We start from the raw sequence: 13,626 nt of genomic DNA on the forward strand, positions 1-13,626 counted from the left end.
CGGCCTCCGCTTGCAAACCGCCAGCGTGAGCGCATCGTCGGACTGCTGTCTTGGCTTTTCGTCCGTGCCTCATTCGATTCATCGAAAAGTTTTCGGAGAAAAGTCATGTCGAATGCCAAGCTTCTCATTGATACGCTGGATCGCCGCGTCGAGCGGCGCGAGCATCGCCGGCAATTTTTCAGGAACGCCGGAGGGTTGGGGTTGGGACTGATCGGCGGCACGTTGATCAGCGCATGCGGCGGCGGCTCGGGCGACAACGCGAACGCGAGTCCCGCCGCGCCCACCGACGCGGAGATCCTCAACTTCGCGCTTAATCTGGAATATCTGGAGTCGCAGTTCTATTCGTTCGCGACGACCGGAGCGGGCTTGCCCGCAAGCATGACGACCGGCGTCGGCACGGCAGGCGCCATAACAGGCGGCCAGCAAGTGCCGTTTCAGGACCCGGTCGTGAAGGCCTACGCGAACGAGATCGCGAAGGACGAACTCGAACACGTGACGTTCCTGCGCACCGCTCTCGGCGGCTCGGCGGTCGCGCAGCCCGCGATCGATATCGGCGGAACGGATCCGAACGGCGCGTTTTCGATGGCCGCGCGCGCGGCGGGTCTGGTAGGCGCGGGCGTCGCGTTCAATCCTTATCAGGACGACAACAACTTTCTGCTCGGCGCGTTCATCTTCGAGGATGTCGGCGTCACCGCGTATAAAGGCGCGTCGCCGCTCATCAGCAACAAGACCTATCTCGAAGCGGCCGCCGGCATTCTCGCCGCCGAGGCCTATCACGCGGGTCTCGTGCGCACCGTGCTCTATGCAAAAGGCATCGAGATGGGCAGCCTCGTCACGGCCGCCAATGCCATATCGAAAGCGCGCGGCAGTCTCGATCACGTCGGCACCGACGATCAGGGCATCACCGGCGCGACGCCGGGCTCGTCCAATATCGTGCCGCTCGACAACAACGGCCTCGCGTTCAGCCGCAACTATGCCAACGTACTCAATATCGTGTACTTGACGAGCACATCGGCGACCAAGGGCGGCTTCTTTCCGAATGGCGTCAACGGCACGTTGCAGATGAGCGCATAGCGCGAACAGGCGGGGCATGTCCCCGCCGACGGCTCGTGACATACTTCGCCATCGACCTCTACACGTCAGGCGAATGCGCATCGATCCCTACAGTCTCGAACTCTTCATCTCGGTCGTCGAGGAAGGATCGATCGCGCGCGCCGCGAGCCGCAGTCACATCGCGGCTTCGGCGTTGAGCAGGCGTATCGCGGATCTCGAAGCGGCCATCGGCGTCGCCTTGCTGATTCGCTCGCCTTCGGGCGTGCAACTGACCGAGGCGGGGCAGCATGCCTACGCGAGCGCGCGTTCCATTCACGGACAGCTCGAAGGCATGGCGCGCGAGGTGCGTTCGATGAGCGGCCAGATCGCGGGCGTCGTGCGCTTGCATGCGAATGCATCGGCGATCGTGGGCTTTTTGCCCGAGCGTCTGACGCTGTTCAAGACGCGTTATCCGCTCGTCGAGATCGCGTTGACGGAACAGATCAGCGACGAAGTGATTCGCGCCTGTCTCGACGATCGCGCGGATGTCGGCGTGTCGGCGAGCACGAAGACGCACGCGGGCCTCGACGCGTGGCACTTCGCCGACGATCCGCTGATGGTCGTCCTGCCGCCCGGTCATGAACTTGCGCAGGCCGAGGGCTTGAGCTTCGCCGAAGTGACGCGCTTTCCGCTCGTCGCGTTGCAGGCGGGCGGATCGCTCGATCAAACCTTGAAGGAACGCGCCGACGCCGCGCGCGTGCCGCTCAACGTGACCGTCACCGTCAATAGCTTCGACGCGCAATGCCGCATGGTCGAGGCGGGGCTCGGCATCGGCATCGTGCCGACGAGCGCGGCGTCCGCCTTCGCAGGTTCGCGCAACTTCGTGCGCGTGCCGCTGCGCGAAAGCTGGGGAAGCGGTCGATGCCTGCACGTGCATGCGCCGCGCAAATCCTCGCGGCTGAAGGCCGTGCAGGCGCTCGTCGATACGCTGCTTCAATTCGAGGGTTAACGCGGACATCGTATCTCGCGACGCCCCCTGTGCCGAACGAACACTTCGCGCACGCGTGCATACGCGTCTAGATTGGCATCGGAGGAGAATGCGATGGCCAATCTGGATGTAAGCGGGCGAATCCTGTTTCTTTGCGCGGACCCGGCGAAAGTCGAACGGCAACTCGCCGGCGAAGACCTGACGCTCGATGAAGCAGGCGCATTGCGCGACGACGTTTCCACCGACGAGATCACGCCGATCAGCGTGCTCACGCGCTTCGACGAGCGGCTCGGCCAATGTCCGTATGCCGGTTTTCATGCGGACGGGCGCAATCCGGTCGGCATCGGCGGCGTGCGCGCGGGCGGCTTTCAGGTCACGGTGGCGGGCACGCGCTACGGCAAGGGTTCGTCGCGCGAACATAGCCCGCTTGCGGAGTATCACGCGGGCATTCGTCTCGTGATCGCGCGCAGCTTCGAGCGGATCTATCGGCAGAACGCGGACAATCTCGGGCTCTTCACATCGACGGATTTCGGGTTGATCGAACGGATCCGGCGCGGCGAGGCGATCGATATCGACGAACTCGTCGCGGACCGCGATCCGCTCGCGGCGGCGATTCTGAAGAGCGGCGGCCTGCTGCGCTACGGAAAGTTGCATATGCAACGAGTGAGCAGCGGCGAAACATCGAACGACGACATGCCGCGCACGCTCGTCGAAAAGATTCTCTCGCGCCATGCACTGACGACCGATGTGACGAGCGCTTCGCTGGAACCGGGCAACGGCGTGTTCGTTCGCGCCGACTGGCGTTTCATTCACGAGTACTACACCGGCATGGCCGCGCACTTGCTGCATGCGACGTTCGGGCGTCCGCTCATGCTGCGCGAGCCGCACAGCATGCTCGCGTTCGAGGATCATCTTTCGTATTCGCATCGCAGCGAACTGCATGTGCGCAACGGCCTGCTGGCGAACGTGCGCGAGTTGTCGAACGCGCATCGCGCTTTCGCGCATGACTACGATGTGCGCAATCACGGCTATCTGAACGAAGCGAACAGCGAACTCGTCGAAGGCTCGGAAGGCATCTCGCACGCGATGATGGCCGAGCGTTACGCGTTGCCGGGGCAAGTGGTCGTCGGAACGGATTCGCATACGCCGCATAGCGGCGCGCTCGGTTGCGTCGCGTTCGGCGTCGGCACGACGGACATGGCGAACGCGTTCGTCACGGGCGCGGTGCGCATGACCGTGCCGCAATCGTTGCGTATCGAACTACTGGGTCCGATTGCACCGGGCGTGACGGCGAAGGACATCGTGCTTCACCTGCTTGCGGATTCACGCATTCGCGCGGGCGCGGGCGTCGGCAAGGTGTTCGAATTCGCGGGCACGGCCATCGCGAGCCTGTCCATCGACGAGCGCACGACGCTCACCAACATGACCGCGGAACTCGGCGGCTTCACCGGCATCGTCGCACCCGACGATGAAACCGTGCGCTTCCTGAAGGAACGTCGCGGCATCGACTTCGCCATCGAACCGTGGATGAAGAGCGACGAAGGCGCGCGCTACGCCGATATCATCGCGATCGATTGCGCGCGCCTCTCGCCGATGCTCGCCGCGCCCGGCGATCCGGGCAACGGCATCGAGCTTGCCGCGCTCGATGAACGGCCGCGCGTCGATATCGCTTACGGCGGTTCATGCACGGCGGGCAAGCGCGAAGACTTCGATCACTATCACGACGTGCTCTCGTGGGCGGCACAGCGCGGCCTGCGCGTGCCCGGCGACGTGAAGCTCTATTTGCAATTCGGCACGCAGGACGTGCGAGACTATTGCATCGCGCAAGGTTATGTCGATGCCTTCGAACGCGTCGGCGCGATTCTGCTTCAGCCGTCGTGCGGCGCGTGCGCGAACTGCGGGCCGGGTTCATCGACGCAAGCGGAACAGGTCACCATCAGCGCGATCAACCGCAATTTTCCGGGGCGCTCGGGTCCGGGAAAAGTGTGGCTCGCGAGTCCGCCGACGGTCGCGGCGAGCGCGCTTCTGGGGCGCATCGCGTCGTTCGCGGAGTTGCAGCGGCGCTTCTCGAAGTAAGCATCATCGAGCCGCCATCGATGCGGCATCAAAACACATACAGGAGACAGCAATGGCCATCATGCAGGGCACCTCGCGTCTGCACGACGCCGCCGGCCACGCGCTAACGAATGCGCCCGCCATCGCGGATACGGCGGGCATCTCGGCGCGCCTCGACCGGCTTCCCGCGACGCGCGCAGTGTGGAAGCTCGTCTTTCTCTTGAGCCTCGGCTTCTTCTTCGAACTTTACGATCTGCTCTTCACCGGCTATATCGCGCCGGGGCTCGTGAAAAGCGGCATCCTGACCGCGACGACCGCGGGGCTCTTCGGCACGACAGGCGTCGCGAGTTTCATCGCGGCGTTGTTCTGCGGGCTGTTCATCGGCACGATTGCCTGCGGCTTTCTCGCGGACCGTTATGGACGTCGCGCGATCTTCACGTATTCGCTGCTCTGGTATGTCGCCGCGAACACGGTGATGGCGTTTCAGGACACGGCGCTCTGGCTCAACTTCTGGCGCTTCGTGTCGGGGCTGGGCATCGGCGTGGAGCTCGTGACCATCGGGACTTATATGTCGGAGCTCGCGCCCAAGCATTTGCGCGGCAGGGCGTTCGCGGTGTGTCAGGCGATCGGTTTTTCAGCGGTGCCGGTGGTCGCGTTTCTCTCGTATCTGCTCGTGCCGCGCGCACCGTTCGGTCTCGATGGCTGGCGCTGGGTCGCAGGGATCGGCGGCGTGAGCGCGCTTTTCGTGTGGTATTTCCGGCGCAATCTTCCGGAAAGCCCGCGCTGGCTCGCGAGCAAAGGGCGAATCGACGAAGCCGATGAAGTCCTGCGACGCCTCGAAGACAAGGTTGCGCTTCAGTACGGCAAGCCCTTGCCCGAGCCGGGCCCGTCCGACCCGATCGCGAGGAAAGCCGGTTTCGCGGACATGTGGAAGCCGCCATACCGAAAGCGCACGATCATGCTGATCGTCTTTCATATCTTCCAGACGGTCGGCTTTTACGGCTTCGCGAACTGGGTGCCGACCTTGCTCGTGAAGCAAGGCGTGACGGTCACGTCGAGTCTGCTCTATACCACGGTGATCGGACTTGCCGCGCCCATCGGACCATTGCTCGGTTACTGGATCGCCGATCGTTTCGAACGCAAGCATGTGATCGTGTTCATGGCGGGCGTGAACATCGTCGCGGGACTTCTGTTCAGCCAGGTGTCGGCGGCGGTCATGATCGTCACGCTCGGCGTGCTGCTCACGCTCGCGGGCAACATCATCTCCTTCACTTATCACACGTATCAGCAGGAGCTTTATCCGACGACGATCCGCGCCCGCGCCGTCGGCTTCGTGTATTCGTGGAGCAGACTGTCGGCGGTGTTCAGTTCGTTCGTGATTGCGTTCGTGCTGAAAGAGGCGGGCGTGACCGGCGTGTTCGGGTTCATCGCGGGCGCGATGCTGCTCGTGATGTTATCGATCGGTTTGATGGGACCGCGCACGCTCGGGCAATCGCTCGAAAGCATTTCGCACTGATCTAGCCGCCGCACGCGTGAATCAGGAACTGCTGCACGGCGGTCGAGGGCGCGCTCAACGTCGCGCCCTTGCGCCAGATCATGCCCGCTTCCAGATGAGGAATGGCATCGTTCACGGGCCGCGCGTCGATGCGCTTGCCTTCGAGCGACCACGGCCGAAACACCATATCCGACAGCACCGTGACGCCGAAGCCGTGCGCCACCAGTCCGCGCAGCGCTTCCATTGAACTCGTGCGAAACGCGATGTTCGGTTCGAGGCGCTTCTTGTGCCAATAGCGCATCGTCGATTGCTCGCCTTCATCGACGGTGATGAGAATGTAAGGATGCGCGGCGATATCCTTCAGCGATACCGCCTGCTGCTGCGCGAGCGGATGCATCGGTGCGACCCACAACTGCCGGCGCGAGCGCATCAAAACCTGACTGTCGAAACGATTCGGCCGCTGCAGATTCGATAACAACACCACGCCGATATCGACATCGCCATTCGCGACCGCTTCTTCGATCTGCGGCCGCTCCATGTCGCGCAGATCGAAATCGATGAACGGATACGTCGCACGAAAGCGCGCGAGCAATTCCGGCAAAAAATACCCGAGCACCGTATAAGACGCCGCAATATGCGCGACGCCGCGCATGTCGTGCGCGCGAAACGGCGGCATGTGCAGCGCGTCGCGGGCGGCGTCGAGCACACGGCGCGCGTGGTTATGGAAGTCCTGGCCATCGGGCGTCAGCGCGACGCCTTGTGGCATGCGCTCGAACAGCTTCGTGCCGAGCGCGCTTTCGAGGGCCAGCACCGCGTTGGTGATGGCCGATTGCGATACATGTTCGTTCGCCGCCGCCATCGAAAACTGGCCGGTTTGCGCGGCGGCCACGAAATAGCGCAATTGCCTGAGCGTGAGATCGAAGGCCATCTGATTTTCAGATACCAGAGTTGTTTATTCGTGATTTTACGATGTCGAATCGGCTTCTTATACTCGGCAAAAAAACAAATTCCCTATTCCGGAGACGAGCCCCGATGAACGCACCCGACCGCGCTGCGCTGGAAGCCGAAAGCATTTCCCTCGACGACAAATACACGCTGGAGAAAGGCCGCGTCTATATCAGCGGCACGCAGGCGCTCGTGCGTCTGCCGATGCTGCAAAAGGCGCGCGATCGCAAGGCCGGGCTGAATACGGCGGGCTTCATTTCGGGCTATCGCGGCTCGCCGCTCGGCGCGCTCGATCAGTCGCTGTGGAAGGCGAAGCAGCATCTGAAGAATAACGACATCGTGTTCCAGCCGGGCGTGAACGAAGATCTCGCCGCGACATCGATCTGGGGCACGCAGCAGGTCAATCTATGGCCCGGCGCGACGCGCGATGGCGTGTTCGGCATGTGGTACGGCAAGGGACCGGGCGTGGACCGCACCGGCGACGTCTTCAAGCACGCGAATTCCGCGGGCTCCGACAAACACGGCGGCGTGCTCGTGCTCGCGGGCGACGATCACGCGGCGAAGTCGTCGTCGGTGGCGCATCAGTCGGATCACGCGTTCATCGCGGCGGGCATTCCCGTGCTGTATCCGTCGAACGTGCAGGAATATCTCGACTACGGGCTGCACGGCTGGGCGATGAGCCGTTATTCCGGCCTCTGGGTCGCGATGAAATGCGTGACGGACGTGGTCGAATCCACCGCATCGATCGATCTCGATCCGGACCGCGTGGAGATCGTCACGCCGACCGATTACGCGATGCCCGCCGATGGCCTCAACATCCGCTGGCCCGATTCGCCGCTCGCGCAGGAAGCGCGTCTGCTCGACGAAAAGTGGTACGCGGCGCTGGCCTACGTGCGCGCGAACAAATTGAATCGCGTCGTGATCGATTCCGACAAGCCGCGCTTCGGCATCATCACGGCGGGCAAGGCATATCTGGACGTGCGTCAGGCGCTCGTCGATCTCGGCCTCGACGATGAAACCTGCGCGCAGATCGGTCTTCGCGTGCTGAAGGTAGGCTGCGTATGGCCGCTCGATGCGCAGGACGCACGCGCGTTCGCAACGGGTCTCGAAGAGATTCTCGTCGTCGAAGAGAAGCGGCAGATTCTCGAATATGCGCTGAAGGAAGAGCTGTATAACTGGCGCGAAGACGTGCGCCCACGCATCTACGGCAAGTTCGACGAGCGCGACAACGAAGGCGGCGAATGGTCCGTGCCGCGCGGCGACTGGCTGCTGCCCGCGCATTACGAGCTATCGCCCGCGCTGATCGCGAAGGCCATTGCGCGGCGTCTTGCGCGCGCCGATCTTCCCGCCGATGTGCGCGCCCGCATGCTCGCGCGCGTCGAGACGATCGAAGCGAAGGAGCGCGAGGCGATCAAGCCGCGCGTGGATGTCGAGCGCAAGCCGTGGTTCTGCTCGGGCTGTCCGCATAACACGTCGACGCGCGTGCCCGAAGGTTCGCGCGCGCTCGCGGGCATCGGCTGCCATTACATGTCGATGTGGATGGACCGCAAGACCGAGACTTTCAGCCAGATGGGCGGCGAGGGCGTCGCGTGGATCGGCCAGATGCATTTCTCCGGCGACAAGCACGTGTTCGTCAATCTCGGCGACGGCACGTATTTCCATTCGGGCTTGCTCGCGGTGCGCGCGGCGATCGCGGCGAACGCGAACATCACGTACAAGATTCTCTATAACGACGCCGTCGCGATGACCGGCGGCCAGCCCGTCGACGGCGTGTTGACGGTGCCGCAGATCGCGCATCAGGTCTTCGCGGAAGGCGCGAAACGTATCGTCATCGTGACGGACGAGCCGCAGAAATACGATGCGAACGTCGCGTTGCCGCAGGGTGTAAGCGTGCATCATCGTGACGAGCTGGACCGCATTCAGCGCGAGCTGCGCGATACGCAAGGCACGACCATTCTGATCTACGACCAGACCTGTGCCACGGAAAAGCGCCGTCGCCGCAAGCGCGGCACGTATCCCGATCCCGCGCGCCGCGCGTTCATCAACGATGCCGTGTGCGAAGGCTGCGGCGATTGCTCGGTGCAGTCGAACTGCCTCTCCGTCGAGCCGATGGACACGCCGCTCGGCACGAAGCGCAAGATCAATCAGTCGTCGTGCAACAAGGATTTTTCGTGCGTGAAGGGCTTTTGCCCGAGCTTCGTCACGGCCGAAGGCGCGCAGGTTCGCAAGCCTCGGGCGTCGAAAGAAGCCAGGCCGGATTTCGATGCGCTGCCTTCGCCTTCGTTGCCCGCGCTGTCGAAGCCTTACGGCATTCTCGTGACGGGTGTCGGCGGAACGGGCGTCGTGACGATCGGCGGATTGATCGGCATGGCCGCGCACATCGAGCGAAAGGGCGTCACGGTGCTCGACATGGCCGGTCTCGCGCAGAAGGGCGGCGCGGTGCTGAGTCACGTGCAGATCGCGCCGGAGCCGCAGGCGCTGCACGCGACGCGCATCGCGACGGGCGAAGCGCGGCTCGTGATCGGTTGCGATGTGATCGTATCGGCATCGAACGATGTGCTCTCGCGCACACGGCACGGCATCACGCAGGCCGCCATCAACAGCGGCGCGACGCCGACCGCGGCCTTCGTCACCGATGCGAAATGGACCTTTCCCGCCGCGCAGACGGAACAGGCGCTATCGGACAGCATCGGCGCGGGCTGCGCGTTCATCGACGCCAATGCGCTTGCGCTGAAACTGCTCGGCGACACGATCTATTCGAATCCGCTGCTGCTCGGCTTCGCATGGCAGAAGGGCTGGCTGCCGCTCGAACTGGCGAGCCTGAAACGCGCGATCGAACTGAACGGCGTCGCGATCGAGAAGAACGTGCTCGCCTTCAACTGGGGCCGCTTCGTCGCGCAACACGGCGCGGGCGATCTGCTCAAGTCCACGCAACATGCGATCGTCGTGAAGATGCCCGAGTCGCTCGACAACGTGATCGCGACGCGCGAGGCCTTGCTGACGGCGTATCAGAACGAAGCGTATGCGCGCTCGTATCGCAAAGTTGTCGAGCGCATGCGCGAAAAGGAGAAGCCGCTGAACGCGAAACTGCCGCTCACGCGCGCCGTCGCGGTGAATCTCGCGAAGCTCATGGCCTATAAGGACGAATACGAAGTCGCGCGTCTCTATGCCGATCCCGCGTATCTCGACAAACTGCGCGAGCAGTTCGAAGGCGAGCCGGGCCGCGATTACAAGTTGATGTTCCATCTCGCGCCGCCGCTCTTCGCGAAGCGCGACGAGCACGGTCATCTCGTGAAGAAAACGTTCGGCGCGTGGATGCTGCCCGCGTTCCGCGTGCTCGCGAAGATGAAGGGCTTGCGCGGCACATCGCTCGATGTATTCGGCAAGACGGACGAGCGCCGCACGGAGCGCCGGATGATCGCGGATTACCTCGCGCTCGTCGACGAATTCTGCGCCACGCTCGATCTCGACCGCGTCGATACCGCGTTGCAACTCGCGAAGCTGCCCGATGAAATCCGTGGCTTCGGTCATGTGAAGGAGCGCAACGTGGCGGCGGTCGCGACGAAGCGCGAGCGATTGATCGAACGTTATCGTGCGCCGGTGGAGTTGGCGGCAACAGCCTGATCCATGCGATAGGGTATCTTTACGCTCGAACCCACACTCGGAGCGTAAGGAGACATCGCAATGAAAGGGACTTACAAGCTCGCCGTCGTCGGCATCGGCAAGATCGCGCGGGATCAGCACTTGCCCGCGATCGCCGCGCAGCCGGGATTCGAACTCGTCGCGTGCGCGAGCCGCAATGCGAGCGTCGAAGGCGTGCGCAACTATCAGGATCTCGGCGCGCTGCTCGCCGCCGAACCCGCGATCGACGCCGTGTCGCTCTGTGCGCCGCCGCAGGTCCGCTACGAGCAGGCGCTGGCCGCGCTCGATGCGGGCAAGCACGTCATGCTGGAAAAGCCGCCGGGCGCGAGCGTGAGCGAAGTCGCGGCCTTGCACGAGATCGCGCAGGCGCGCGGCTGCACGTTGTTCGCGTCGTGGCATTCGCGCGCGGCGAGCGCCGTCGAACCGGCGCGCGAATGGCTTGCGAAGGACGCGGGCGCGATTCGTTCCGTCGAAGTGCGCTGGAAGGAAGACGTGCGCCGCTGGCATCCCGGACAGCAATGGATCTGGGAGCCGGGCGGACTCGGCGTGTTCGATCCGGGCATCAATGCGCTGTCGATCGTCACGCGTATCCTGCCGCATGAAGTCGCGTTGCGCGGCGCCACGCTGACCACGCCGAGCGATACGTCCACGCCGATCGCGGCCGAACTCGATTGCATCGCGAGCAACGGCGCGCCGGTGCGCGCGGTGTTCGACTGGCGTCACGGGCCCGTCGAGGAATGGGATATCGACATCGAGACAGACGCGGGCCGCCTGTCGATGCGCGAAGGCGGCAAGCGCTTGTCCATCGCGGGCAAGGAGATCGATCTCGGACGCGAGCGCGAATATCCCGCGCTATACGAGCACTTTCACGCGCTCATCGAATCGAAGACGAGCGATGTCGATGTGCGCCCACTGCGTCTCGTCGCCGATGCGTTTCTCAACGGCCGGCGCGTCGAAACCGACGCATTCGGGCGCTAGGCGGCACGATATGTCGCGCTTCGTATCGCGTTGATCGCGCACACGTCGCCTTCGGGCGCGGCACTCACGTTCGCGTGCCGCGCCACGAGCGGAATGCGCCGCGTGGCGCCCGGCGCGAGATGGAACCAGTCGATGCGCGCAACATAGTTCGGATCGACGACATGCACCCAGCGCGCGAGCTGCGCCGTTTCGACGACGAGACTAAAGCCGTCGCTGTCTTTCTCGACGATCGCACTCAAGCCGATATCGCGACGCTCGCCGACCGACGGATCGGGAAAATGGAACGCTTCCGACAGCACGTCGCCCGTATCCGTATCGCGCAGGACGACGTGCGTTGCGTCGTGCGCGCGCGGGCCGAAGCGGTACGCATAGGCGATATCGAAGAACGCGCCGATCAGTGCATTCGACGACACGCGCTGCACGCTGCGCGCCTGCAACACGACATCGCACGAACCGCCCGCGACCTTCACCGCGCCTTCACGCAGACAAGCCAGTTCGACGCGCGCCCGTATCTCGCGCGCGGTCTCGTTGACGAGATGCACGTCGAGGCCGTCGAGCCCTTCATCGAGGATCAGCGCCTGCACCGGTTGCAACACGCGCGCGAGTCCATGCAGCGCGCTCTTCGGCGCACCGAGCACGTCGATGACGCCCCAGCCCGCGCCCGGCCGCACGTCGAGAAGATTCCATACGATGCCGCCCGCACACGTCGATCCTTCGCGACGCCACTCCGAAAATACCGCGCCGATCACATCGGCGACGACGGCGCGCGATAGCTCCAGATAGCGCTCGGGGTTTTCGTAGCGCAAACGCGGCACGTCCAGGCGATAGAGCGACTGCATGTAGTGCTCGCGCACGTCGTCGAAGTCCCATGCCGAGCCGGGATCGCGCGGCACGCCTGTTTTCCAGCGCGGTTCGTGCGCGCGCGGATTCGGCATGGCGCGCAATGCGACGTCGTCGGGCACATTGGCGAACGCGAGGCATTCCGATGCGAAGCGCACTTGCGCGCGGCGCACGTCGTCGAAGGAACGCTGATACGCGGGCACGCCGTAGTAATGCGTGATGCCGCCGCGCGTGCCGAACGGCATCGACGCCGTATCGCCCGGCGCGGCGCTCGGCGAGTTCACGACATACGCGGCATCGGGCCGTTGCTCGGCCACTGCATTCGGCAAGAGCGCGTTGAAGAGGCGTTGCTGATAGGCATCGAAGGGAAGGCCGAGCATCGCCGCTTGCTGATGCACTTCGCTTCCGCCGCACAACACCGCGAGCGATGCGAAGCGGCGCGTGCGCATGAGGAACTGTTCGGCTTCGCGTTGCACGCTCGCGCGAAAGGCTTCGTCGTCGGGGTAGTCGAAGTTTGCGAACGCGAAGTCTTGCCACACGAGCACGCCGTATCGGTCGGCGAGTTCGTAGAAGGCGTCGGATTCATAGAGCGTGATGCCGCTCACGCGAACGATGTTGAGTCCCGCGTCGCGGATCAAGCCGAAGATGTGGTCGAGCTTTTCGCGCGACGCGTCGAGCGCGACGATATCCGCCGATGTCCAGCACGCACCGCGCGCGAACACGGGCACGCCGTTCACGACGAGCTGAAAGCCTTTGCTGTCCGCGCCGCGATCGACTTCGATCGTGCGAAAGCCGACTTCGCCGACTTCGATATCGCCGAGCTTTATGGCATAACGTGACGGATCGCCATGCGTATGCGGATACCACAAGTCCACGTCCGGCACGCGCACGCGGCCCGTGAGCGTGTGCGCGTCGGTCCATTGCATCGTGGCTTGCGCTTCGCCGCATCCGATCCGAACCGGCGCCTGTTCCTGCGCATGAAAGTAGCGCACGGTGACATCGAGAATGCCGTCGCTGCCATCGACGCTCGTGCGTATGTCCACGTTGTCGATGCACGCACGCGAGTCGCCGATCAGTTCGACTGCGCGCCATGGTCCCGCCGGTTGAATCGCCGGGCACCATCCGGACATGTGCCCGAGCAGCGTCGTACGCACGTTGCGCAACGTGGCGGGCTGCGCGAGCTTCGGACGCCAGCGCGCACGTCCGCGTTTCGCGGCGAGCGCGGGCGCGATCGAACGAAAGCATAGATGAAGCGTGTGTTCGCCGTCGAGATCGACATCGAGATCATGCGCGACGAACATCGAATCCGATTCGAGCAGCTTGCGAGCGTCGAGCCATATCTCGGCGATGGTCGCGAGTCCGTTGAAGCGCAGACGCCGCTTGCCTTTGCCGCTCAGCTTCACGCGATACCAGTGATCCGAATGCGCGAACGGCTGCGCGAGCGCTTCATCGGCGACGCCATTCGCGCGCAACGCGGAAGCGATCGTGCCGGGCACAGGCGCGTCGATCCATTGCGTGAATGCTTCGAGCGATGCGGGCGTGGCGCATGCGCCCGCGGGCGTGCTCACGCATTGCCAGCCTTCGGAGAGACGCCGCGGCGCGTGCGGGCACCGATCGTGCATGGACCTACCTCATCGATGGGATTCGAAGA

The 13,626-nt window shown here is 64.0% G+C and carries 8 protein-coding genes; 6 read left to right on the top strand and 2 right to left on the bottom strand.

Translation table 11 applies throughout. The features are described from left to right. Window positions 1-105: 105 nt before the first annotated feature. From NOV72_RS04220 to NOV72_RS04235, 4 genes are all read left to right on the top strand, one after another. Window positions 106-1,074, top strand: coding sequence for a ferritin-like domain-containing protein (locus NOV72_RS04220; protein WP_106853359.1), 969 nt, complete (start codon window positions 106-108; stop codon window positions 1,072-1,074). A 73-nt stretch (window positions 1,075-1,147) separates the two neighbouring features. Further along, window positions 1,148-2,041, top strand: a complete 894-nt coding sequence (locus tag NOV72_RS04225; protein WP_106853360.1) for a LysR family transcriptional regulator — start codon at window positions 1,148-1,150, stop codon at window positions 2,039-2,041. Between the two features lie 93 nt (window positions 2,042-2,134). Then, on the top strand, window positions 2,135-4,096 hold the full coding sequence (locus tag NOV72_RS04230; RefSeq protein WP_106853680.1) for an aconitase family protein: 1,962 nt from the start codon (window positions 2,135-2,137) through the stop codon (window positions 4,094-4,096). 52 nt (window positions 4,097-4,148) lie between these two features. Beyond that, on the top strand, window positions 4,149-5,591 hold the full coding sequence (locus tag NOV72_RS04235; protein ID WP_106853361.1) for an MFS transporter: 1,443 nt from the start codon (window positions 4,149-4,151) through the stop codon (window positions 5,589-5,591). 1 nt (window position 5,592) lies between these two features. Here the strand turns inward: NOV72_RS04235 and NOV72_RS04240 are convergent, their stop codons facing one another. Beyond that, entirely contained in the window at window positions 5,593-6,498 is a 906-nt protein-coding gene (locus NOV72_RS04240; protein WP_106853362.1) for a LysR family transcriptional regulator, read from the bottom strand. Between the two features lie 104 nt (window positions 6,499-6,602). Between NOV72_RS04240 and NOV72_RS04245 the strand changes: the two genes are divergently transcribed. Both NOV72_RS04245 and NOV72_RS04250 read left to right on the top strand, forming a co-directional pair. Beyond that, window positions 6,603-10,139, top strand: a complete 3,537-nt coding sequence (locus NOV72_RS04245) for an indolepyruvate ferredoxin oxidoreductase family protein (RefSeq protein ID WP_106853363.1) — start codon at window positions 6,603-6,605, stop codon at window positions 10,137-10,139. A 60-nt stretch (window positions 10,140-10,199) separates the two neighbouring features. Next, window positions 10,200-11,135: a Gfo/Idh/MocA family protein gene (locus NOV72_RS04250; protein WP_106853364.1), complete on the top strand. Its 936-nt coding sequence runs from the start codon at window positions 10,200-10,202 to the stop codon at window positions 11,133-11,135. Here NOV72_RS04250 and NOV72_RS04255 read toward each other — a convergent pair. Beyond that, window positions 11,132-13,597, bottom strand: a complete 2,466-nt coding sequence (locus NOV72_RS04255; RefSeq protein WP_106853365.1) for a glycosyl hydrolase 2 galactose-binding domain-containing protein — start codon at window positions 13,595-13,597, stop codon at window positions 11,132-11,134. The two genes, NOV72_RS04250 and NOV72_RS04255, sit on opposite strands and share 4 nt — an antisense overlap. Between the last annotated feature and the right edge of the window lie 29 nt (window positions 13,598-13,626).

Origin of the sequence: Caballeronia novacaledonica, from assembly GCF_900258035.1 — a bacterium.
GTDB lineage: Bacteria > Pseudomonadota > Gammaproteobacteria > Burkholderiales > Burkholderiaceae > Caballeronia > Caballeronia novacaledonica.

Coding starts and splice junctions, on each gene's coding strand:
- NOV72_RS04255 (WP_106853365.1), bottom strand. CDS start 13,597: ATGCACGATCGGTGCCCGCACGCGCCGCGGCGTCTCTCCGAAGGCTGG.
- NOV72_RS04250 (WP_106853364.1), top strand. CDS start 10,200: ATGAAAGGGACTTACAAGCTCGCCGTCGTCGGCATCGGCAAGATCGCG.
- NOV72_RS04235 (WP_106853361.1), top strand. CDS start 4,149: ATGGCCATCATGCAGGGCACCTCGCGTCTGCACGACGCCGCCGGCCAC.
- NOV72_RS04230 (WP_106853680.1), top strand. CDS start 2,135: ATGGCCAATCTGGATGTAAGCGGGCGAATCCTGTTTCTTTGCGCGGAC.
- NOV72_RS04245 (WP_106853363.1), top strand. CDS start 6,603: ATGAACGCACCCGACCGCGCTGCGCTGGAAGCCGAAAGCATTTCCCTC.
- NOV72_RS04220 (WP_106853359.1), top strand. CDS start 106: ATGTCGAATGCCAAGCTTCTCATTGATACGCTGGATCGCCGCGTCGAG.
- NOV72_RS04225 (WP_106853360.1), top strand. CDS start 1,148: ATGCGCATCGATCCCTACAGTCTCGAACTCTTCATCTCGGTCGTCGAG.
- NOV72_RS04240 (WP_106853362.1), bottom strand. CDS start 6,498: ATGGCCTTCGATCTCACGCTCAGGCAATTGCGCTATTTCGTGGCCGCC.